This is a genomic window from Sphingomonas sp. GW822-FHT03G08, assembly GCF_058801135.1.
The window spans coordinates 753,694-775,629 of the sequence record NZ_JBXAMZ010000001.1 but is presented as its reverse complement, the minus strand read 5'-3'; the positions used below and the strand labels follow the sequence as shown (position 1 = coordinate 775,629).

Genomic DNA, 21,936 nt, shown 5'->3' with positions numbered 1-21,936 from the left:
GGATCGTTCGCCGCCTAGAAGCGGCGGGCGATCCCCATATAGAGCTCGGCATCCGGGCTGGCATGGTTGAGCCCGGCGACGGCGCCGATGTCGAACTGCAGGTTCGAGCGGGGCTGCCAGGCGAAGGACAGGCTGGCGAGCGCCTGGGTGGCGTGGCCGGCGGCGTCCTCGTCGCGGATCGCCTGGAATTCGAGCGCGCTGGTCAGCGACTTTGCCAGCGTGGCGCTGATGCCGGCCGCGCTGCCATAGGCGAGATGGCGGCCATGCCGGTCGCTGTCGACCGCGGCATCGACTTCGGGGGTAAGCGAGAGGCTCAGCGTGTCGTTCAGGCTGTAGCTGAGCGGCACCACCAGGCCGGCCCCCCAGTCGCCCGCGCCGATCGTCGCGCCGCCCGTCGGCAGGCTGGCATAGGGCATGATGGCGGCGGCGAAGCCCGAACCGTCGGGATGCGAGAGATTGTGGCGGACGGCGAGGGTGGTGTCGCCCACGCCGCTACCGTGGGTGACGGTGCCGGCGATGCGATCATGGGTGCGCACGGTGCCGAGCGCGGTCCAGCCGAGCTGGACTTCGGTGTTCGAGGTGACGCCGTAGCGGAGCAGCAGGTCGCCGAAGGTGAAACTGTCGGTGCGCTGTCTCGCGTCGCGGTCGAGCGACCAGTCGGCCAGGCCGCTCTCGACGATCAGATGCCCCTGGTCGACAGTGCAGGCGGGCGTGTCGAGGCCGGGCCGGTCCGGGCAGAGCGGGCGCAGGTCCTGCGCATGGGCGGCAGTGGCGGCGAGCAGGGCAGCGGCGAGACTCATCGGAAGGCGCATGGGAGGTCCATAGCGCCTTCCGGGAGAGAAGTGGACACCGGCCGTGGAATCGTCCTGCACGGCCGGCCCTGGACGGATCAGCCCTTCTTGGCGGTCAGCGCGTCCACGCTCCACGAACCGCCGCCGGCGGCCGCGAAGAACAGGAAGATGAAGCAGTAGAGCATGATCGCCTCGCCGCCGTTCACCGCCGGGAAGAAGCCCTGCGGCGCGTGGACGAGGAAATAGCCGACCGCGCACATGCCGGAAGCGATGAACGCCACCGGACGGGTGAACAGGCCGATCAGCAGCAGCGCGCCGCCGACCAGCTCGATCACGCCGGCCGCGGTGAGCAGGCCGTTGAGCGGATAGGGGAAGGGGGGCACGCCGAAGAACTTGGAAAGGCCATGCTGCAGGAAGCCGAGACCGGCGACGATGCGCAGGACGCTCAGCAGCTTGTCGGACCAGCTTGCGGGAATGGGCATGAGGTTTTCTCCTCGACCGGCGCGCGTCCTTGCGAGCCGTTTCGAGGCTGAAATGTTTCACTTCATGTCCGAACGGTCAACCGACGCCCGGGAAACCATCCGTTTCCGAAGTGGCTCAGGCCGTGAAGCGCTTGGTGAAGCCCTTGGCGTGCTTGTCCTCCGCCGCCTGGAAGGCCTCGACATGATCGACGACCGCCAGGGGCGGCCCTTCGCGACAGGCTTCGGTAAGCGAGGTCAGCGCCTCGTCATCGCCCTCGGCGAGCAACTCGACCCGCCCGTCCTTGAGATTGCGGACCCAGCCCTTCACGCCGAGCAGCTTGGCGGTACGCACCGCCCAGTCGCGATAGCCCACGCGCTGCACGCGGCCCGACACGTAGATACGCTGTGCCGTCATATATCCCCAGCTCATTATTCTACCCGGCCGCAACCCTTCGGCCTGGTTGCACTTGTATCAACTTGCAGATTCGAGGGAATCCTTGGGCGCGGCGACTCGTCGCGCCTTAGGGGTAAGTGATCGCAATCACTTCATATTCGCGCTCGCCGGCGGGCAGGCTGACCCGGCGGAGGTCGCCGATCCCGGCGCCGCGCAGGGCACGGGCGAGCGGAGCGTTCCAGCCGACCAGCCCCCTGGCGGCATCGGCCTCGTCATCGCCGACCAGGGTGAGGGTGCGGTGGTTGTCGTCCTCGTCGGCGATCGTGACGGTGGCGCCGAAATAGGCGCGGCTCTTGTCTTCCTGCTGCGCCGGATCGACGACCTTGGCCGCCTTCATCCGCTTCGACAGCCAGCCGAGCCGCCGGTCGATCTCGCGCAGGCGCTTGCGGCCGTAGATATAGTCGCCATTCTCCGAGCGGTCGCCGTTGCCGGCGGCCCAGGAGATGGTCTCGACCAGGGCGGGGCGCTCGGTGGCGAAGAGCTGCTCATACTCGGCCCGCAGCGTCGCATAGCCGGCGGGGGTGATGTAGTTGGGGCGGTCCATCGTCCGCCCGGACTATCAGCCCGGCTTGTTCTTGCCCAGATACCAGCTGGTGTTCGCCGGCCCGCGCGAGCGCGAGCGCTCGGGGTTGAGCAGGTCGTAGACCACGGCGTTCTCGATCACGCGCTGGACGTAGTTCTTCGTCTCGAAGATCGGGATCTGCTCGATCCACTGGACAATGTCACCGCCGGGCAGGCGGGGGTCGCCATTGGCGCGGATCCACTTGTTCACATTGCCCGGGCCGGCGTTGTAGGCCGCGATCGCCAGCGGATAGCTGCCGTAGAGATTGTACATCCGCTGGAAATAGGTCGAGCCGAGCTGGATGTTGTAGTCGGTATCGGAATTGAGCGTGCCGGGGCTGTAGCTCATGCCCAGCTTGGTCGAGACCTCGCGGGCCGTGCCCGGCATCAGCTGCATCAGCCCGCGCGCGCCGGCATGGCTGACCGCGTCGCGATCGAACTGGCTTTCCTGGCGTGCGATGGCGTGGACGATCGTCCAGTAATCCTGCTGCGATGCCGGCACCGCCACGGTCGGGTAGCCCGCCGCGGTATAGTCCGACAGGCCGTTCTGCAGCGCGCTCTTGCCGACCAGCACGCCCAGGTCCGGGCGGCCGATCGCGCGGCTCAGCTCGGCGGCGAGGATATGGTCGCTGTCAGAAGTCGCATCATTGGCGATCTGGCGGATGAACAGGCCCTGGTCCTGGCGATTGCCCATCGTGCCGAGCAGCTGTGCGGCGCGCACCGTCTCCTTCTTGAAGAAGGCATCGCGCACCGCCGGATCGCCGACCCGTGCGTTGAAATCGGGCGGGCGCTTGAGCGGATTGCCGAGCCGCTCGGTGGCGAGCTGGCCATAGAAGACGTCGGGGAAGCCGGCGGCCTGGGTGTAGAACCTGGTCGCCCCGGTCTGGTCGCCAGAGGCTTCGGCGGCGCGGCCGGCCCAGTAGAAGCCCTTGGACTGGGTTGTCGGCGTCTTCGAGCCATGACCATAGCGATCGAACATGCCGACCGCGTCGCGGCTGCGGCCGAGATTGTTGAACGCCACGGTGCCCGCCAGCCAGGTGAGGCTGGTATAGTCGTCGCGCTCGCCGAGCGGCTGGGCGCTGATATCGGTGCCCGCCGGGAACGCGTCATCGACCTGGCTGGCGATCTGATAGGCGAGGCTGAACTGCCCATCCGACTGGGCGCCGCGCGCCGCGGTAAGCAGCACTTCCATCCACTCCTCGGCGTCGCCGGGCGTGGAAGCGAGCTGGCGCGGCTGGGCGAGATAGGCGCGCATCGCCGGGCTCTGGCCGGTATCGCGCAACCACATCGCGCGATCGGCGATGAAGCCGGGATTGGTGCGGCCGAGCGCAAGCGCGTTCGAGCCCTTCACATCGGCATCCGCCGCCTTGGTGCGGAAGGCGATTCGGGCATCGAAGACCGGACGCATCGCCGGCGAGACATAGGCGAGCTGGCGCTGCGCCGCGCTGAGCGAGCCTGCCCAGAGCAGCCGGTCCATACGCGCATCATGATCCGCCGGGGTGAGCGCGGCCGAGAAGCCGGCGAGCAGCGCGGTTTCGTCGCGCGGGCGCAGCACGCCGTGACGCCAGGCCTGGCGTGCCTGCTGTTCGGCCTCGGCGCGCTTGCCGGAAGCCGCGAGCGCTTCGGCATAGCGGATGCGGCCGGCGGCGGTCAGCGGCGGGAAGCGCTCGAAGAAGCGGATGACCAGCCCTGGGGCCCAGGTGCCGCTTTCCAGCACCGTCTCGGCAGCGGCGCGGCGGCTTTTCTCACCGGGCCAGCCGGGATGCATGAGCAGGAAGTTGGCGTAGTCGGAAAAGGGATAGTTATCCGACTGCTGCAGGCGCTTCCATTCGATCAGCGCGTCGCCGAGCTGATCGGCCTGGATATAGGGCGGGGGCACGCGGGGAACGCCGGCTTCGAGCGCCACCTTGTACCACTGGATCTGTTCCTGCGTGAGCTGCGACGAGACGGCGAGCCCGGAAACGCCCGCGAACAGCAACGCACTTTTGAGCAGCGGAGCAAGCATACTGGACATGATACGCGTGTCGCTCCTATCTGCCAGCCCCGAATTGGGGAATTAGGGAAGATTTTGAGACCATGTTTTCCGGCTCCATTCCCGCGCTTGTGACGCCGTTCCGTAGCGGCATCTTCGCGGATGAAGATTATCGTGCGTTCGTTGAATGGCAGATTGCTGAGGGCTCTGCCGGGCTGGTGCCGTGCGGCACCACCGGCGAGGCCGCGACGATGCCGAAAGACGAGCATTTCGAAGTCGTCCGCGTCTGTGCCGACCAGGCGAAAGGCCGTGTGCCGGTGCTCGCCGGTGCCGGTTCGAACGACACGCTGGTCGCGATCGAGAATGTGAAGGCATCGCAGGATGCCGGCGCCGATGCGGTGCTGATGGTCCCGCCCTATTACAACCGGCCGAGCCAGGAAGGCATCTTCCAGCATTTCGCGGCGATCGCCGAGAAGGCTGAGCTGCCGATCGTGCTCTACAATGTGCCGGGTCGCACCGTGACCGACATCCAGCCCGCGACGATGGCGCGGATCGTCAAGGCGTTTCCGGGCAAGTTCATCGGCGTGAAGGATGCGACAGGCGCGCTCGCCCGCGTTTCCGAGCAGCGTGCAGGCTGTGGCCACGACTTCATCCAGCTTTCGGGCAATGACGAGACGGCGCTGGCGTTCAATGCGATGGGCGGCACGGGCTGCATCTCGGTGACCGCCAATGTCGCGCCAAAGCTCTGCGCCGAGTTCCAGGCCGCCTGGGCGGCGGGCAACCACGCGCTGGCGCTGGAACTGCACGACCGGCTCTATCCGCTGCATATCGCGATGTTCACCGATGCGTCGCCCGGCCCGGTGAAATACGCAATGACCCGCGTGCGCCAAGGCTTCCCGGAGGAACTGCGCCTTCCGATGACGCCGGCGGGGGAAGCGAGCCGCAAGGCCGTGGACGCCGCGCTGGAGTTTGCGGGCCTGGTCTAGCTCTTATTCCCCTCCCTTCCAGGGAGGGGAGTTTAGACCTTAAGTCCGCTGTTCGCCGCCTGCGTAGTAGGTCGGCACATGGCCGCGGATCCAGGCGTTCTCGCGGAACCACTTGGTCACGATATATTTGGTGCCCTCAAGCACGCGCATGCCTTCGTGCAGCGTGTCATAGTTCGGCGTGCCGTCTTCCATCATGTTGTTCCACATCAGCATCAGCCCCTTTTTCGGGCGGAAGCGGACGCCGGCGCGCGGAAACCAGGTGGCGCCGCCCTCCTCGACATCGTTGAGGTAGATCATCGCGGTCCAGGTGCGCTGCCCGCCGAATTCTAGCATCTTCTCCCAATATTCCGCGCCTTCGTGGAAATAGTCGCAATGCGCGCGGAACTGCTGGCCGGGGGCGTAGCGCTGGCCCTGCAGCGTTTCGGCATTGGCTGGCGGAAGGCCCAGCACATTGGCGATGTGGTCGTCGATGCGCCAGACATCGGCAGCCCAGCGATCGAGATCGGTGGAGCTGCTGGTGCGGAATTCGGGATCCTCATGCGCCGCGAGCAGCGTGGAGGGCCGGGCGGACTCATCGATCATGCCGACCAGGATGTCGCAGTCCGCGTCGCTGAGGAAATCGGGATAGGTGAAGATCTGCGCGGTCTCCACCTTCGCGCGCTTGACCGCGGGATTGGCTTCCAGCTTCGCCACCACTTCGCGGCCGATGCGCGCGCGATTGGGGGACGGGGTTCCCGACACTTTGCCGACTTGCTTGCTCACACCGGCCAATTCGCGCCTGCGGGCTGCAAAAGCAAGAGGCCCGGTCCTTGCGGGCCGGGCCTCCTCTGTCTGGCAAGATGCGGGCTGGCTTACCAGAAGATGTCGTAGATCACGTCGACCACTTCGCCGGTGTCCACATCGACCAGAAGGGCGTCGTTGTAGTAGCGGACCCAGCGATAGGGGCCGTACGCGTCCGGCAGGCGGTAATAATAGGGATCATTGATCCAGTATTGCGACGAGAACAGGATCGAGTTCAGCGTGAAGCCGATCCCGAAGCGACGATAGCCATAGCCCCAGCCCGACGGCGCATAATAGCGCGGCAGACGGTAGAGGCTGCGGTTCGAGGTGCGGTAGCCGCGCCAGTCATAGCGGCGATCGTTGCGCCAGCTGTTGCTCCAGCTCCCGCGATTGCCGCCCCAGCCGCGATTGTTGTCCCAGCCGCGGTTGCGGTCGTTCCAGCCGCGATCGTTGTTGCGGTTCCAGTCGTTGCCGCGGCGATCATTGTTCCAGTTGCGATCGCGGTTGCGATCGTTCCAGTTCGGGTTGCCGCGATCCCACTGGCCGCCGCGATTATTGTCGCGGTTCCAGTCGCGCCGGTCATTGCCGCCGCGATTGCCGTCCCAGCGCTGCTGCGGCTGGGCCTGGGGCGGGGAAACCTGCTGGCCGCCGGGCTGGCCGCCACCACGGTTCCAGCCGCCACGGCCCCAGCCGTTGCCGACATTGCCGCCGCCATTCCAGTCGCGACGCGGCTGCTGCTGGGGTTGGGGTTGCGCCTGCTGCTGCGGGGCCGAGGACTGGCCCCAGCCACCACGGTTGCCGCCGCGATCACCACGATCACCGCGGTTCCCGCGATCGCCACGATCCTGAGAGGGCTGCGAGGCGCCCGAATTGCCGCCGTTGCGGTCGCCGCCACCCCAGTGGCGGCCACGGTCCTGCGCCAGTGCCGGCGGGACCAGAGCAGTTGCGGCGATGATCGCCGCGAGCAAGGTCTTCTTCATCTAGTGTCTCCGCTGGACCGGCACACACGCCGGGCTTCGAGGGTAAACACTCTCTAAAGCCCAGTGGCTGACATGACTCTGAATTCATCTGTCAGCTTATTGAAAGCATCTGAAATAGTTCAGGGTTCCGCCGGCTGGTCCTCCTGAGCGGCGGGTGGCGATGCAGGCTCGGGCGCGTCGCCACGGGCGATGCGGGCGGCATTCTGGATCGCTTCCATCAGTCGCGGGTAAATGCCGCAGCGGCAGATATTGGGGATCGCTTCCTTGATGTCCGACTCGCTGGGATTGCGGTTTGCGCGGATCAGGGTGGATGCGGCCATCACCACGCCCGGGATGCAATAGCCGCATTGGGGCACGTTGGCGGCGATCAGCGCCTGTTGCACCGGATGGCTGCGATCCTTGGACAGGCCCTCGATCGTGGTGACGAACGTGCCTTCAAGCGCGCCGATCGTCACTTCGCAGGCGAGCCGCGCGGTGCCATCGACATCGACGGTGCATGCGCCGCAATCGCCGGTGCCGCAGCCATATTTGGTGCCGGTGAGGTTCGACGCGTCGCGCAATGCCCAGAGCAGGGGCGTGCGCGGGTCCATCTTGTAGGCAACCGGCTGGTTGTTGACGGTAAAGCGAGTCATGGGAGGGGTGTAGCGGGAAACCAGCCGTTTCCGAAACCGGCATTGCGCCGGGCCGTGGCGCACGCGACATCCAGTGCATGACACTTCCCACGCTCTTCGTGCCCCATGGCGGCGGCCCCTGTTTCTTCATGGACCCCAATGGTGGTCCTCCGGATCCGATGTGGCAGCCGATGCAGGCCTATCTGGCCGGGCTGATCGACTCGCTCCCGGAGAAGCCCAGGGCGATCCTGCTGATCTCCGGCCATTGGGAGGAGGAGCAGGTCACGGTGCATGCCGGCAACGGCCAGCCCCTGCTGTTCGACTATTATGGCTTCCCGGAGCACACCTATCGCCTGCGCTGGGATGCGCCCGGCTCGCCGCAAGTCGCGGTGCGGGTGAAGGAACTGCTCGAGGGCGCCGGTTTCCCGGTGGGCGAGGAGCGGGAGCGCGGCTGGGATCACGGCGTGTTCATCCCGATGATGGTCGCAGTGCCGGGGGCGGACATCCCGCTCGTCCAGCTCTCGCTGCGCAAGGACCTCGATCCCGCCGACCATATCGCGCTGGGCAAGGCGCTGGCACCGCTGCGCGATGAAGGCGTGCTGATCGTCGGCTCGGGCATGAGCTTCCACAACCTGCGCGCCCGCGGGCCGCAGGTAACGCCGGTCGCCGACGAATGGGATGACGCGCTTACCGCGGCGGTGACCGATGCCGATCCGGCGCGCCGGGCCGAGCGTGTCGCTGCCTGGGACAAGCTGCCCCACGCCCATTTCGCGCATCCGCGTGAGGAGCATCTCCTTCCGCTGATGGTCGCGCTCGGCGCGGGCGGCGAGGGGCCGGCGGTGTGCGATTACCGAGACCATGTGATGGGATGGACGGTGTCGGGCTACCGCTTCGGCTAGCTCCGACACCCAAGGCGCTACTCCCGCCAGCTCTTGTCCGTCCGGTCCACCAGCCGCACCATTGCCGCGAAGTCCGCCGCGCCCGGGCCGCCGGGAACCTGCGCCATATGGAGGTCGCGCTGGTGCACTGCCACGACTTCGTCCGGCACCACCAGCGGCTCGCCCATCGAGGCGGTGGCGATCTGGATCTCGCAGGCGCGCTGGAGCGACCAGTGCTTGATGAACGCCTCGGGCACGGTGCGGCCCATCACCAGGATGCCGTGGTTCTTGAGCAGCATCACCCGCTTGTCGCCGAGATGCGCGAGCAGTCGCTCGCCTTCCTCGTCACGTACCGTGACGCCCTCGAAGTCGTGATAGGCGATCTGGCCGGCGAAGTTGCAGGCGTAGAAATTGGTCGGGCGCAGGCCGCCCTCGACGCTGGCGACCGCCATGCCCGCCGTGGTGTGGGTATGCGCGATGCAATGCGCGTCGGGCAGGTGGCGGTGGAACAACGAATGCTGGACGAAGCCGGCGCGGTTCACCGGATAGGGTGAGTCGTCGAGCTTGTTGCCGTCGATGTCGATCTTGACGAGGTTGGAGGCCTTCACCTCGGAGAAGTGCAGCCCGAACGGATTGATGAGGAACGCGCCTTCCTCGTCCGGCACCTTCAGCGTGATGTGGTTGTAGATCATCTCGGACCAGCCGAGCATGTCGAACACCCGGTAGCAGGCCGCGAGCTGCTGGCGCGCCTCCCACTCGGCTTCGGTCATTACTTTGCTTGCCAGCGCGGTGGCCATGTTACCTCTCCCAAGGCTTTTTCGTGGATCGGGTATGCCACGTCGGGAGGCCTAGCGGAAGGCGTAAGGCACCACGCTGCGCCGGTCCGGATCGATGGCGATGGCGGAGGCGGCGGGCGGGAAGGCGCGCTGGTCGCAATCGGTGCGCGGGCAGATGCGGCAGCTGGCGCCGATCGGTGTGGCCGCGCCGCCGGGCTTGAGGTCGTCGGCATAGACGAAGTCGGCCGCGTGCAGCTCCTCGCAACCCAGCGCCACCGCATAGCGGCGCGAGGGGCGGGCGTAGCTGCCCGAAGGCTTCACCAGACCCTTCGCCATCGAGACGTAGCGGGTGCCGTCGGGCATCTCGGCGTGCTGGACCAGGATTCGGTCGGGGATCGCCACTGCCTCATGTACCACCCAGAGGGGGCAGGCGCCGCCCAGCGCCGCGAATTGCAGGCGCGTCGCCGAATGCCGCTTGGTGATGTTGCCGGCCATGTCGACCCGGCAGAAGAAGAAGGGCAGGCCGGCGGCGCCCGGGCGCTGGAGTGTCGAGAGCCGGTGGCAGGCCTGCTCGAAGCTCACCCCGAAGCGCTGGCGCAGGCGATCGATGTCGTGGCGGACGTCGCGCGCGGTATCCCTGAACGCGCCATAGGGCATCAGCAGCGCACCGGCGGCATAATTGGCCAGGCCGATGTTGAGCAGTTCTCGAGCAGCGGGCGAGGCCAGGCCCGCGTCGTCGACCACCTGGCGCATCTCATTCTCGAACTCATAGCGGACCAGCCGGTGCGCAAGCAGGAAGGCACGGCTCTCTGGCGGAAGCGCGCTGTTGACCGCGAGGGTGCGGTCCCGCGGATCGAAACGGCTGAGCTGGCTGCCGTCGCCATCCTCGCCGACCACGCGCACGCCGTGCCAGCGCAGGCGATCCTCCAGTCCCCGGGTGGGGCGATCGGGATCGAGGTCGCCGGCGAGCGTCTCGGCCGAGCGATCGACGGCGTCGATATAGTTGCCCTCGGCCTGGAACCAGTCGCGTACCTCCTCCCAGGGGAGCGGGGCTGCATCACTCGAGCCGCTGTCGTAGCGGTCGTCGAGCACGCGAAGCTGTTCCTGGCTGCGGCGCCAGGCTTCGTGGAGCGCGACCATGCGGCGGGCGAGCAGGGGCTGTTGCTCGATCCCACGACGGACATCGCTTTCCTCCATCCGCTCGGCGGGGACGCTGGCATCGGTGGCGGCATCGATCGTGCGGAGCAGGGAGGTGCTGGACTCGGCGTCACCGAACGGCTCGAGCGGGAATTCGCGGGACAGCGCTACCAGCACGATATCGGTGATCGGCCGGTCGTTGTTCTCGATCTGCGAGAGATAGGAAACCGAGATGCCGAGCCGCGCGGCCATGGCTGCCTGGCTGATCCCCGCGCGCTTGCGCAGCTCGCGCAGGCGAAAACCTTCGAAGACTCGGCGGCGGGGGGAGGTCGTCAAATCCCCCTCCCTGGAAGGGAGGGGTTAGGGGTGGGTGTGGGCCTGGCGATACTTCCACCGATGAACTTGGTCCCTCCGTATCGCGGGCAAGTACCCACCCCCAGCCCCTCCCTTGCAGGGAGGGGGACAAGAAGGGCGAGGCGGAGCGATCTGCGCATGTCCGCAGTATATCTGCAAACCCGCACGATACAACTTTGCAACATTGCATTTGCGAAGGACGCATGTCCCGATGCAGAGGCAGCCAATTCCAAGGGGAACCGCATGTCGTCGACGATCGAGGAACTGGAACGCCGCCGCGCTGCCGCCCGCCTGGGCGGTGGGCAGAAGCGGATCGACGCGCAGCACGCCAAGGGCAAGCTCACCGCGCGTGAGCGGATCGAAGTGCTGCTCGACCAGGGATCGTTCGAAGAACTCGACATGTATGTCGAGCACAACTGCGTCGACTTCGGCATGCAGGACCAGATCGTCCCTGGTGACGGCGTCGTTACCGGATCGGGCACGATCAACGGCCGCCTCGTCTTCGTGTTCAGCCAGGACTTCACCGTGTTCGGCGGTTCGCTCAGCGAACGTCACGCGCAGAAGATCTGCAAGATCATGGATATGGCGATGAAGGTCGGCGCGCCCGTGATCGGGCTCAACGACAGCGGCGGCGCACGCATCCAGGAGGGTGTCGCGTCGCTCGGTGGCTACGCCGAGGTGTTCCAGCGCAACGTGCTGGCATCGGGCGTGGTGCCGCAGCTGAGCCTGATCATGGGCCCGTGCGCCGGCGGCGCGGTCTACTCCCCCGCGATGACCGACTTCATCTTCATGGTGAAGGATTCATCGTACATGTTCGTCACCGGCCCAGATGTAGTGAAGACCGTTACAAACGAGATCGTCACGCAGGAGGAACTGGGTGGTGCGGTGACGCATACCACGAAGTCGGGGGTCGCCGACGTGGCCTTCGATAATGATATCGAGGCGCTGCTCGCGGCCCGCGACTTCGTGGACTTCCTTCCCGCCTCGAACCGCGAAGAGGTGCCCGAGCGGCCGAGCGACGATCCCTGGGATCGCCTCGAGCCCAGCCTCGACAGTCTGATCCCGCCGAGCGCGAACCAGCCGTACGACATGCACGAGCTCATCAAGAAGACGCTCGACGAGGGCGAGTTCTTCGAGCTGCAGCCGAGCCATGCCGGCAACATCCTGATCGGCTTCGGCCGGATCGAGGGGCGCACGGTGGGCGTGGTCGCCAACCAGCCGATGGTGCTGGCCGGGTGCCTCGACATCAACAGCTCGAAGAAGGCGGCGCGGTTCGTGCGCTTCTGCGACGCGTTCGGGATCCCGATCGTGACCTTTGTCGATGTGCCGGGCTTCCTGCCGGGTGTCGGCCAGGAGCATAGCGGCATCATCAAGCACGGTGCCAAGCTGCTTTACGCCTATGCCGAGGCGACAGTGCCCAAGATCACCGTCATCACGCGCAAGGCCTATGGCGGCGCCTATGACGTGATGGCCTCGAAGCATCTGCGCGGCGACCTCAACTATGCCTGGCCGACTGCCGAGATCGCGGTGATGGGCGCCAAGGGTGCCGTGGAGATCATCTTCCGTGGGCGTACGCCGGAGGAGATCGCCGAGCGGACCGCCGAATATGAGGCACGCTTCGCCAATCCGTTCGTTGCGGCATCGAAGGGTTTCGTGGACGAAGTGATCATGCCGCATTCGACGCGCCGGCGGATCGCCCTGGGGCTTCGGAAGCTGCGCAACAAGCAGCTCGAGAACCCTTGGAAGAAGCATGACAATATTCCGCTGTAATGGGCTTCCTGCTCGCCTTGACCTTGGGTGGCATGCTGGTTTCGGGCTGGGAGATCAGGCGAGGAATCGCGGAAGGACGCGTGCGATTTCAGGCCGGTTTCATTGAACGCACCAGATCGCCCAAGTCGTTTTGGCTATGGTTTGCGATCCTGGTCGCGATCTTCGCTGGGATGGGCGTGTTTTCATTCGCGACTTTGAGCCTGATTGCGAGAAACGGACTATGAAACTCGGCAGCCTCAACCATGTCGGCGTTGCGACGCCTTCGATCGAAGCGTCGATCGCCTTCTACCGCGACGTGATGGGCGCGGAGGTGATCCGCGAACCGTTCGACCTGCCGGCGCAGGGCGTGAAGGTTTGCTTCGTCGATACGCCGAACAGCCAGATCGAGCTGATCGAGCCGCTGGGCGAAAGCTCGCCGATCCACGGCTTTCTGGCGAAGAACCCGGCGGGTGGGCAGCATCACCTCTGCTACGAGGTGCCCGACATCCACGAAGCCAAGGCCTGGTTCGAGGCGAAGGGCGCCAAGGTGCTCGGCGAGCCGCGCATCGGCGCGCATGGCACGCCGATCTTCTTCGTCCACCCCAAGGACATGGGCGGGGTGCTGACCGAGATTATGGAGACGCCGCGTGATCATTGATCCTGTATTCCCTCTCCCCTTGCGGGAGAGGGAGGGAGCGACGCAGTCGCGGAAGGGTGAGGGGGCTGTGTCTCCCCACGTCCCCCTCATCCTTCCCGCTGATTGCATCAGCGGGCCCCTTCCTTCTCCCACAAGGGGAGAAGGAGTTTGACCGACAAGCCGACACTCGACCAATGGTCTGCCGCCGCTTCGAAGGAAGTGAAGGGCCGCGACCTGACCTGGCACACGCCCGAGGGCATCGAGGTCAAGCCGCTCTATACGGCCGAGGACGTGGCCGGGATCGATCCCGGCCTGCCGGGCCTCGCGCCGTTCACGCGCGGCGTGCGCGCGTCGATGTATGCCGGGCGGCCCTGGACGATCCGCCAATATGCCGGCTTCTCGACCGCGGAGGAATCCAACGCCTTTTACCGCCGCAACCTGGCGGCCGGGCAGAAGGGGCTGAGCGTCGCCTTCGATCTCGCCACCCACCGTGGCTATGACAGCGACCATCCGCGCGTCACCGGCGATGTCGGCAAGGCGGGCGTGGCGATCGACAGTGTCGAGGACATGAAGATCCTGTTCGACGGGATCCCGCTCGATCAGATGTCGGTTTCCATGACGATGAACGGCGCGGTGATCCCGATCCTCGCCTTCTTCATCGTCGCGGGCGAGGAGCAGGGCGTCGACCGGAGCCTGCTCGACGGGACCATCCAGAACGACATCCTCAAGGAGTTCATGGTCCGCAACACCTATATCTATCCCCCCGAACCGAGCATGCGGATCATCTCGGACATTTTTGCATATACCAGTGCGAACATGCCGAAATTCAACAGCATTTCGATCTCCGGCTATCATATGCAGGAAGCCGGGGCGACGCAGGTGCAGGAGCTCGCCTTCACCATCGCCGACGGCATGGAATATGTGAAGTATGGTGTCGCCAGCGGGCTGGATATCGACAAGTTTGCAGGGCGTCTGAGCTTCTTCTTCGCAATCGGTATGAACTTCTTCATGGAAGTATCGAAATTGCGGGCAGCTCGTGTGCTCTGGCACCGGGTGATGACGAAGCTGGGGGCGCAGGACGAGCGGAGCAAGATGCTGCGCACGCACTGCCAGACCAGCGGCGTCTCGCTGACCGAGCAGGACCCCTACAACAACGTCATCCGCACCACGATCGAAGCGATGGCGGCGATGCTGGGCGGCACGCAGAGCCTGCACACCAACGCACTCGACGAAGCGATCGCGCTGCCGACGGACTTCTCGGCCCGCATCGCGCGCAACACCCAGCTGGTCATCCAGGAGGAGACCGGCATGTGCAATGTCGTCGATCCGCTGGGTGGCTCCTACTATATCGAGAGCCTGACCCAGGAGCTGGTCGACAAAGCCTGGGAGATCATCGAGCGCGTCGAGGCCGAGGGTGGCATGGCCAAGGCCGTGGCGGCCGGCTGGCCCAAGGCGATGATCGAGGAGGCTGCTGCGGCGACCGCGGCGCGGATCGATCGCGGCGAGCAGGTGATCGTCGGCGTCAACAAGTATCGCAAGGCCGAGGAAGAGCCGATCGACATCCTCGATGTCGACAACCATGCCGTGCGCGAGGCGCAGATCGCGCGGATCAAGCGGGTGAAGGCATCGCGCGACGAAGCCGCCTGCCAGGCGGCACTGTTTGCGCTGCAGGAGGGCGCGCGGGGCGGCGACAATCTTCTCGCGCTGGCAGTCGAGGCAGCGCGTGCGCGTGCCACGCTCGGCGAGATCAGCGCGGCGATGGAGGCGGGCTTCGGGCGCTATGCCACCAAGCCGACGCCGGTGCAGGGCATCTATGGCGGTGCCTATCAGGACGACGTGACCTGGGAGCGCCTCAAGGATGGCGTGAACGCCACCGAACGCCGCCTCGGCCGCAAGCCGCGCATACTCGTCGCCAAGATGGGCCAGGATGGGCATGACCGGGGCGCGAACCTCGTCTCCTCGGCGTTCGGCGACCTCGGCTTCGAAGTGGTGCCGGGCCCGCTGTTCCAGACCCCGCAGGAAGCCGCGGCGCTGGCGATCGAGAGCGATGTCGATGTCGTCGGTGCCTCCAGCCTCGCCGCGGGCCACAAGACTTTGATCCCCGAGCTGATCCGCGAGCTGCAGGATGCGGGCAGGGCGGACATCAAGGTGATCGCGGGCGGAGTGATCCCCGCGCAGGACTATGAGTTCCTGCGCGAAGCCGGCGTGCAGGCGATCTTCGGGCCGGGCACCAACCTTGTCAAAGCCGCCGAAGAAGTGCTCAGGCTCCTAGGGCACAATATGCCCCCTGTGGAGGAAGCCGCCGAATGAGCGAAATCGATGAGGAGTTGGTGGAAGCCGGCGACGGCGAGACCCTGCTCTACGACTATTTCAAGCACCTGACCTCGCTGTGCATCGTCTCGCTGGGCGGCGTGCTCGCGCTGGTATCCGGTGGCAAGAACCTGCCGCCCAATGCGGTCATCGCGGTGCTGCTGGTGCTTGCGCTGGCGGGGCTGCTGTCCTTCTCGGGCGCCGGAGAGATCGTCCGCGCGCGCTTCCAGCGCAGGCCAGTGCACAAGAGCCTGAACCTCTGCCGGATCGCCGCACCCGTGCTGCTTTCCGTCGGGGTCGGCATGTTCGTTTATCTTTTTACCCGGACCCTGCAACCATGACCCGTAATGACTGGACCCGCGACGAGATCGCCGCGCTGTTCGACCTGCCGTTCACCGAACTCGTGTTCCGCGCCGCCGAGGTCCATCGCGCCAACCACGCGCCGAACGAGGTGCAGCTCTCGACGCTACTCTCGATCAAGACCGGCGGCTGCCCGGAGGATTGCGGCTATTGCAGCCAGTCGGTCTCGGCCGAGACGGGCCTGAAGGCAACCAAGCTGATGGACGTGCGCCAGGTGCTGCAGGCTGCGGCCCAGGCCAAGGATCACGGCTCGTCGCGCTTCTGCATGGGCGCCGCCTGGCGCAATCCCAAGGATCGCGACATGCCCGCCATCGTCGAGATGGTGCAGGGCGTCCGCGCGATGGGCATGGAAACCTGCATGACGCTGGGCATGCTCAGCGAGAAGCAGGCCCAGATGCTCGCCGATGCCGGGCTCGATTACTACAACCATAACATCGACACCTCGCCCGAGCGTTATGCCGAAGTGATCACCACCCGGACGTTCGAGGAGCGGCTCGACACGCTCGAGCATGTCCGCGAGGCGGGGATCAACGTCTGCTGCGGCGGCATCGTCGGCATGGGCGAGACCCGGCCGGACCGGGTCGGCTTCATCCATGCGCTGGCGACGCTGCCGGTGCATCCGGGCAGCGTGCCGGTGAACGCGCTGGTGCCGATCAAGGGCACGGTGCTGGGCAACATGCTCGCCGACACGCCGCTGGCGCAGATCGACGATATCGAGTTCGTCCGCACGATCGCGGTGGCGCGGATCACGATGCCGGAGAGCATGGTCCGCCTGTCGGCCGGCCGCGAGAGCATGAGCGACGCGACCCAGGCGCTGTGCTTCCTGGCCGGCGCCAACTCGATCTTCACCGGCGACAAGCTGCTCACCGCGGGCAATGCCGGCGACGACAGGGATTCGGCGCTGTTCGCCCGGCTGGGCGTGGTGCCGATGCAGGCCGAGGTGAAGGTGGAGCTGGAGGCGGCGGAGTGATCCTGGCCGCCCTCTTCCTCGCGCAAGCGGTGGCGTCAGGGCCGGATTGCGGCAAGGCTGTCGGCATCATTGCGCAGGATCAGTGCCGGCTTGCGGAATCGCTAAAGGTGCGGCGGGTCGATTGCGAGACGCAGAGGACCCAGTCCGAAATGAATATCTGTTCCTACCGGGACTTCCTGCGCGCGGATATCGCGATGAACCAGGCCTGGAGCAGGGCAGCGGGGTTTGCGAAGCGCGGAGGAACCGAGGTTCTGGGCGATCCGAAGGAGCATGGCAGGCTCCTGGTCGCGCAGCGTGCCTGGATCACGTTCCGCGATGCGCATTGTGCGGCGACAACGGGGCCGCGCGAAATCGGCGGATCGATGTGGCCGCTTATGCGCAACGGTTGCCTGACCGAACTTACTCAGGAACGAACCAAGCAGCTGCGTGAATACGTGGAGCCAAATAACTGATGTTCAAGAAGATCCTGGTCGCCAATCGGGGCGAGATCGCATGCCGCGTCATGCGCACCGCCAAGAAGATGGGGATCGCCACCGTGGCGGTCTATTCGGACGCTGATGCCCGTGCCCCGCATGTGCTGATGGCGGATGAAGCGGTGCGGCTGGGGCCGGCGCCGGCGGCGGAGTCCTATCTCAAGGCCGAGCTGATCCTGCTGGCCGCCAAGGAGACCGGGGCCGATTGCATCCATCCCGGCTATGGCTTCCTCTCCGAGCGCGAGAGCTTCGCCAGGGCTTGCGCCGAGGCCGGGATCGCCTTTGTCGGGCCGCCGCCCAGGGCCATCGCGGCGATGGGCGACAAGATCGAGTCCAAGAAGCTGGCCAAGGCCGCTGGCGTCAACGTCGTGCCCGGTTTCGTCGGCGTGATCGAGGATACCGAGCATGCCGTCCGCATCTCGAACGAGATCGGCTATCCGGTGATGATGAAGGCCTCGGCCGGCGGCGGCGGCAAGGGCATGCGGCTTGCCTGGAGCGAAACCGATGTCCGCGAGGGCTTCGAGGCGACCAAGCGTGAGGGCCTGGCGAGCTTCGGCGACGACCGCGTGTTCATCGAAAAGTTCATCGAGAGCCCGCGCCATATCGAGATCCAGGTGCTGGGCGACCAACATGGCAACATCGTCTATCTCGGCGAGCGCGAATGCTCGATCCAGCGGCGCCACCAGAAGGTGGTCGAGGAAGCGCCATCGCCGTTCGTGTCGCCCGAAATGCGCAAGGCGATGGGCGAGCAGGCCGTCGCGCTGTCGCGCGCGGTGGGCTATTTCAGCGCCGGCACGGTCGAGCTGATCGTCTCGGGTGCCGACAAGACCGGGCAGGGCTTCTACTTCCTCGAAATGAATACCCGCTTGCAGGTCGAGCATCCGGTGACCGAGGCAGTGACCGGGCTCGATCTGGTCGAGCAGATGATCCGCGTCGCCTATGGCGAGAAGCTGGCCTTCACCCAGGACGACATCAAGCTGACCGGCTGGGCGATCGAGAACCGCGTCTATGCCGAAGATCCCTATCGGGGCTTCCTGCCGAGCACCGGCCGGCTGGTGCGCTATCGCCCGCCCGCGAGCGAGGAGACGCCCTATGGCGTGCCTGGCACGCGCGGCGACCACGGCTATGTCCGCGTTGACGACGGCGTGACCGAGGGCAGCGAGATCTCGATGTTCTACGATCCGATGATCGCCAAACTGGTGACCTGGGGCGAGACGCGCGATGAGGCTGCCGATTTGCAGGTCACGGCGCTCGACCGGTTCCGGATCGACGGCATCGGCCATAATATAGATTTCCTCTCCGCGCTGATGCAGCATCCGCGTTTCCGCTCGGGCGCGATCACTACCGGGTTCATCGCCGAGGAATATCCGGAGGGCTTCCACGGTGCGCCGGCATCGGACGCTCTGAAGCGCAAGCTGGCGGCACTGGCGGCAGTGATCGACCTCGAACGCGCCGAGCGCGCCGCGGCGACCTCGGGGCAGCTCAACGGCCCGGTCGATGTCGGCGAGGAACGCGTGGTACTGATCGGAGGCGAGCGGTTCGCGGTCGTGGTGGACGAGGACGTCACCGTCGATGGCCAGCCGATCGAGATCGACGGCGAATGGCAGGCGGACAATCTGATCCTTTCCGCGACGGTCGACGGGGCGCCGCTCAGCGTCGGGGTGGTGCGCAAGGGGGCCGCCTGGAAGCTTACTGCGCACGGCGCCTCGCACCTGGTCGAAGTCTACCCGCCGCACATCGCGCAGTTCCGGCATCACATGATCGAGAAGGTGCCGCCGGACATGAGCAAGTTCCTGCTCGCGCCGATGCCGGGCCTGCTTACCCAGCTCCATGTGTCGCCCGGCGACAGGGTCGAGGCCGGCCAGCCGCTTGCGGTGGTGGAAGCCATGAAGATGGAGAACATCCTGCGCGCCGAGAAGGCCGCGGTGGTGAAGGCCGCCAATTTCGGGCCCGGCGACAGCCTGGCGGTCGACGCAGCGATTCTCGAGTTCGAATAAGGGAAGGGCGGCGCCGCGGAACCACACGCGGCGCCGCCCTTTGCCGGGCTGGGAACAATGGCTCCTGCGGGCAAGGCGGGGTCATTTGCCCGTCCGCAGGGTTGCAGCAGCCTTTGCTGAAGGCCCGGACGGACAATCGATGCCGTCAGGGCGCCTTACCGGCAATGTGGCTGCGACGAGGATGACGAACAGCGCGACGGGCCCGGTGTCGCGCCGCCGGATCAAACGGCGTTTGGACGGGCCGACAAGACGATTTCGCGCTCGATCCTGCTTTCAATGCCGAGGTTCCATGCTTCGTCCGGAGCATGGTCCACACGGTGTATCGGATCGAATGAACGCGACGAATTCTGCTGCTCACGGCACGGAAGCGTTGCTTCGATGTCGGTGGACCAAGGCTGGCCGGACCCGCTTCGGCAGCAACCAGCCTGCGGTTGCAGCTTCGGGTCAGGGCAGCGGAAGGATGACGTCGATGCCGAAGTCGGGGCCTGTTGCGAGGCTTGCCGTCCCATGATGGGCGGTCGCGATTGCCGCCACAAGCGCGAGGCCCAGCCCGTGCCCGGTCGAGGAACGGCTGGTATCCGCTCGGCTGAACCGTTCGAACAGGCGCGCCTGAGCCTGCGCGGGCACGCCAGGACCGTCGTCGCTGACGGCGAGCCTTATCTCCCGCTCGTTCCTGCTGGCCGAGAGCCGGATCCGGGTGCCGGCCGGAGTGTGCTGCAGCGCGTTGTCGAGCAGGTTCGATATCAGTTGGATCAGCAGGCGCCGGTCTCCTCGCACGGTGATGCCTGGTTGCACGTCGATCTCGAATAGATGGCCGCGCTGCTCGGCATCCGGACGAAAGGTTTCGGCGAAGTCGGTGAGTGTCGCACTCAGGTCGATGCTGCGGAAATGCTTGCGTATGCCGAGCCCCTCGACCTCCGAAATGCGCAGCAGCGCGGAGAAAATGTCGAGCATCTCGTCGGCCTGGAGGATCGCGGATTGGATGGCGGCCGACCGATCGGAATCGCCACCCTCTGCGGCTTCCTCTAGCCGATGGCGCAGCCGGGTAAGGGGCGTTCGCAGGTCATGCGCGATATCGCTCGAGACCTGGCGCAAGTTGAGCATCAGGGCGGCGATACGGTCGAGCATCTGGTTCAGCGTCGTGGCGAGCCGGTCGAACTCGTTACCCGATCCGCTGACCGGCATGCGCTGGCCCAGATCCCCGTCAATGATCGCAAGCGCGGTACGATCCATCCTGCGCAGCCTCGCCCGGGTCAGCGCGCCCAGGGTCCAGGCGCCACCCAGGCCGAGAAGCAGCATCGCACCGATCGACCAGTTGAACAGCTCGCGCAGGCGGCCATCGATCGCGCGCAGGCCTGCCCGGTCTGCCCGGACGATCAGCAGCGTCCCGTCGGGCAGGCGGGTGGTCATTGCCTGACCGACGGTACCGTCGCGCGCGCGGAAGAATTCCTCATAGCCTGGAACGAGCTTCGTCTTCGGATCCAGATTGCCCGCCAGCCGCTTTCCCGCGCGATCGACCAGCAGATAGTCCAGGTCATTGGCGATTGGTGCCGCCAGTCTCCGCGCGATGGCGGCCCCGATCGCCACGCCGCGGTCTGCGCCCGGCTCGACAAGAAGCGCGCGCGTCTCGGTATCGACCCGATGGTCGAGCTCCCGCTCGATCGCCTCATGGGTGATCCAATAGGCAGCGCGGCCGATCGCAAGGGTGCCGAGCGTCAGCACGATGCTGATCAGCGCCGCAAGTCCGAAGGTGGAGCGACCGAAGCGCATCAATCCGCGCGCATCCGATAGCCCGCACCGCGGACGGTCTCGATGGCGTCCTCGTCGAACCCGGCGTTGAGTTTGGTGCGCAGGCGGCTGAGATGGGTCTCGACGATGTTGGTTCGAGGCTCGAAGTCGAGATCCCAGACCCGCTCCAGCAACATGGTGCGAGTCACGATGCGGCCCGGATGGCGCATCAACTCGGCCAGCAGCAGGAATTCGCGCGGCTGCAACGTTACCTTCCGTCCACCGCGGCGCACCTGGCGACGCGCGAAGTCCAGATCGATGTCGCCTACCGTCATCCGCGCCGGATCGGCCTGGAGGACAGGGCGCCGGGCGAGCGCCTGGACCCGCGCCGCCAGTTCGGAAAAGGCGAAAGGCTTGACCAGATAGTCGTCGGCCCCGGCTTCCAGTCCCTCGACACGGTCGTCGATGCTGCCCATCGCAGTCAGCATCAGGACGGGCGTAGCGCAATTGCCGGTGCGCAGCATCCTGACCAGCGAAAGCCCATCGAGTGCCGGCACCATACGATCGATGATCAGCACATCGAAGCTGCCATCGGTGGCATGGAAAAGCCCGTCACGGCCGTCGTTCGCCGCCACGACGACATGGCCGCTCTCGGTGAGTCCACGCGCAATGAAGGCGCGGGTCTCGGGATCATCCTCCACGATCAGAATACGCATTTCCGAACTCTATCGCCGGACCGGCACCCGATGCCAACCGCCGGTGTTGCGTTCGACCGAATACTCCCCGGCTGGATGTGCCGCTTCAGCCTCGATGCCGGGCGGGTTGCCGGCCTAACCAGGAAGGGCGTCGAGCCAAAACATTGGGATAACATTGGCATTTCCATACAATATCCCAATGTTGTGCTTTGCCGATTGGCAGGCTGGCCGCGAAGCGTAAAGGCGACACTTAGTTGCGATCAAGTCGCATTAGCT

At 66.0% G+C, this 21,936-nt stretch carries 22 protein-coding genes; 10 read left to right on the top strand and 12 right to left on the bottom strand.

Annotated features, from left to right (window positions below; genetic code table 11):
* Positions 1 to 14: 14 nt before the first annotated feature.
* The 5 genes from AC1RJ5_RS03375 to AC1RJ5_RS03355 all read right to left on the bottom strand — a co-directional run bounded on the left by AC1RJ5_RS03375 (position 15) and on the right by AC1RJ5_RS03355 (position 4,272).
* Entirely contained in the window at positions 15 to 812 is a 798-nt protein-coding gene (locus AC1RJ5_RS03375; RefSeq protein ID WP_493111734.1) for a transporter, read from the bottom strand.
* 77 nt (positions 813 to 889) lie between these two features.
* Complete coding sequence (locus AC1RJ5_RS03370; RefSeq protein ID WP_269575096.1) at positions 890 to 1,273, bottom strand: DoxX family protein; 384 nt, start codon at positions 1,271 to 1,273, stop codon at positions 890 to 892.
* Positions 1,274 to 1,388: 115 nt separating this feature from the next.
* On the bottom strand, positions 1,389 to 1,682 hold the full coding sequence (locus tag AC1RJ5_RS03365) for an acylphosphatase (RefSeq protein WP_269575097.1): 294 nt from the start codon (positions 1,680 to 1,682) through the stop codon (positions 1,389 to 1,391).
* 91 nt (positions 1,683 to 1,773) lie between these two features.
* The gene (gene greB / locus AC1RJ5_RS03360) at positions 1,774 to 2,250 is read right to left on the bottom strand and encodes a transcription elongation factor GreB (RefSeq protein WP_269575098.1); all 477 of its coding nucleotides are present in this window, start codon (positions 2,248 to 2,250) and stop codon (positions 1,774 to 1,776) included.
* A 15-nt stretch (positions 2,251 to 2,265) separates the two neighbouring features.
* On the bottom strand, positions 2,266 to 4,272 hold the full coding sequence (locus AC1RJ5_RS03355) for a lytic transglycosylase domain-containing protein (protein ID WP_493114626.1): 2,007 nt from the start codon (positions 4,270 to 4,272) through the stop codon (positions 2,266 to 2,268).
* Positions 4,273 to 4,343: 71 nt separating this feature from the next.
* Here AC1RJ5_RS03355 and dapA point away from each other — a divergent pair, with 71 nt between their 5' ends.
* On the top strand, positions 4,344 to 5,225 hold the full coding sequence (dapA, locus tag AC1RJ5_RS03350; RefSeq protein WP_269575099.1) for a 4-hydroxy-tetrahydrodipicolinate synthase: 882 nt from the start codon (positions 4,344 to 4,346) through the stop codon (positions 5,223 to 5,225).
* A 39-nt stretch (positions 5,226 to 5,264) separates the two neighbouring features.
* On the opposite strand, the gene AC1RJ5_RS03345 is transcribed toward dapA, so the two are convergent.
* The 3 genes from AC1RJ5_RS03345 to AC1RJ5_RS03335 form a co-directional block, all read right to left on the bottom strand.
* The gene (locus AC1RJ5_RS03345; protein WP_269575100.1) at positions 5,265 to 5,966 is read right to left on the bottom strand and encodes a prolyl hydroxylase family protein; all 702 of its coding nucleotides are present in this window, start codon (positions 5,964 to 5,966) and stop codon (positions 5,265 to 5,267) included.
* Positions 5,967 to 6,076: 110 nt separating this feature from the next.
* Positions 6,077 to 6,985 carry an RcnB family protein gene (locus tag AC1RJ5_RS03340; protein ID WP_269575101.1) on the bottom strand — a complete coding sequence of 303 codons (909 nt, stop codon included), beginning with the start codon at positions 6,983 to 6,985 and terminating at the stop codon, positions 6,077 to 6,079.
* A 119-nt stretch (positions 6,986 to 7,104) separates the two neighbouring features.
* A complete protein-coding gene (locus AC1RJ5_RS03335) occupies positions 7,105 to 7,617 on the bottom strand; it encodes a (2Fe-2S)-binding protein (protein WP_269575102.1) in 513 nt (170 codons plus the stop codon).
* Between the two features lie 77 nt (positions 7,618 to 7,694).
* Here AC1RJ5_RS03335 and AC1RJ5_RS03330 point away from each other — a divergent pair, with 77 nt between their 5' ends.
* A complete protein-coding gene (locus tag AC1RJ5_RS03330; protein ID WP_269575103.1) occupies positions 7,695 to 8,495 on the top strand; it encodes a DODA-type extradiol aromatic ring-opening family dioxygenase in 801 nt (266 codons plus the stop codon).
* A gap of 17 nt (positions 8,496 to 8,512) precedes the next feature.
* Here AC1RJ5_RS03330 and AC1RJ5_RS03325 read toward each other — a convergent pair whose 3' ends face one another.
* Both AC1RJ5_RS03325 and AC1RJ5_RS03320 read right to left on the bottom strand, forming a co-directional pair.
* Complete coding sequence (locus AC1RJ5_RS03325; protein ID WP_493111728.1) at positions 8,513 to 9,271, bottom strand: class II aldolase/adducin family protein; 759 nt, start codon at positions 9,269 to 9,271, stop codon at positions 8,513 to 8,515.
* A 51-nt stretch (positions 9,272 to 9,322) separates the two neighbouring features.
* The gene (locus AC1RJ5_RS03320; RefSeq protein WP_493111726.1) at positions 9,323 to 10,723 is read right to left on the bottom strand and encodes a helix-turn-helix domain-containing protein; all 1,401 of its coding nucleotides are present in this window, start codon (positions 10,721 to 10,723) and stop codon (positions 9,323 to 9,325) included.
* A 261-nt stretch (positions 10,724 to 10,984) separates the two neighbouring features.
* Here AC1RJ5_RS03320 and AC1RJ5_RS03315 point away from each other — a divergent pair, with 261 nt between their 5' ends.
* The 8 genes from AC1RJ5_RS03315 (at position 10,985) to AC1RJ5_RS03280 (ending at position 19,237) form a co-directional block, all read left to right on the top strand.
* Entirely contained in the window at positions 10,985 to 12,511 is a 1,527-nt protein-coding gene (locus AC1RJ5_RS03315) for an acyl-CoA carboxylase subunit beta (protein WP_493111724.1), read from the top strand.
* Positions 12,511 to 12,735, top strand: a complete 225-nt coding sequence (locus tag AC1RJ5_RS03310; RefSeq protein WP_269575107.1) for a hypothetical protein — start codon at positions 12,511 to 12,513, stop codon at positions 12,733 to 12,735. Before AC1RJ5_RS03315 ends, AC1RJ5_RS03310 begins: the two co-directional genes overlap by 1 nt.
* Entirely contained in the window at positions 12,732 to 13,148 is a 417-nt protein-coding gene (gene mce, locus AC1RJ5_RS03305; protein ID WP_493111721.1) for a methylmalonyl-CoA epimerase, read from the top strand. Before AC1RJ5_RS03310 ends, mce begins: the two co-directional genes overlap by 4 nt.
* 147 nt (positions 13,149 to 13,295) lie before the next feature.
* A complete protein-coding gene (gene scpA / locus AC1RJ5_RS03300; RefSeq protein WP_493111719.1) occupies positions 13,296 to 15,437 on the top strand; it encodes a methylmalonyl-CoA mutase in 2,142 nt (713 codons plus the stop codon).
* Positions 15,434 to 15,778 carry a hypothetical protein gene (locus tag AC1RJ5_RS03295; RefSeq protein ID WP_342250391.1) on the top strand — a complete coding sequence of 115 codons (345 nt, stop codon included), beginning with the start codon at positions 15,434 to 15,436 and terminating at the stop codon, positions 15,776 to 15,778. The genes scpA and AC1RJ5_RS03295 overlap by 4 nt, the downstream gene beginning before the upstream one ends.
* Positions 15,775 to 16,767, top strand: coding sequence for a biotin synthase BioB (gene bioB / locus AC1RJ5_RS03290; RefSeq protein ID WP_493111717.1), 993 nt, complete (start codon positions 15,775 to 15,777; stop codon positions 16,765 to 16,767). The genes AC1RJ5_RS03295 and bioB overlap by 4 nt, the downstream gene beginning before the upstream one ends.
* Positions 16,764 to 17,219, top strand: coding sequence for a lysozyme inhibitor LprI family protein (locus tag AC1RJ5_RS03285; protein WP_342250392.1), 456 nt, complete (start codon positions 16,764 to 16,766; stop codon positions 17,217 to 17,219). Before bioB ends, AC1RJ5_RS03285 begins: the two co-directional genes overlap by 4 nt.
* Positions 17,219 to 19,237: an ATP-binding protein gene (locus AC1RJ5_RS03280; RefSeq protein WP_493111715.1), complete on the top strand. Its 2,019-nt coding sequence runs from the start codon at positions 17,219 to 17,221 to the stop codon at positions 19,235 to 19,237. Before AC1RJ5_RS03285 ends, AC1RJ5_RS03280 begins: the two co-directional genes overlap by 1 nt.
* 444 nt (positions 19,238 to 19,681) lie before the next feature.
* On the opposite strand, the gene AC1RJ5_RS03275 is transcribed toward AC1RJ5_RS03280, so the two are convergent.
* Together AC1RJ5_RS03275 and AC1RJ5_RS03270 are read right to left on the bottom strand one after the other, a co-directional pair.
* Positions 19,682 to 21,007 (bottom strand): sensor histidine kinase, encoded by a 1,326-nt coding sequence (locus AC1RJ5_RS03275; protein ID WP_269576440.1) that lies wholly within the window; start codon positions 21,005 to 21,007, stop codon positions 19,682 to 19,684.
* The gene (locus AC1RJ5_RS03270) at positions 21,007 to 21,681 is read right to left on the bottom strand and encodes a response regulator transcription factor (RefSeq protein ID WP_269575114.1); all 675 of its coding nucleotides are present in this window, start codon (positions 21,679 to 21,681) and stop codon (positions 21,007 to 21,009) included. Before AC1RJ5_RS03270 ends, AC1RJ5_RS03275 begins: the two co-directional genes overlap by 1 nt.
* Between the last annotated feature and the right edge of the window lie 255 nt (positions 21,682 to 21,936).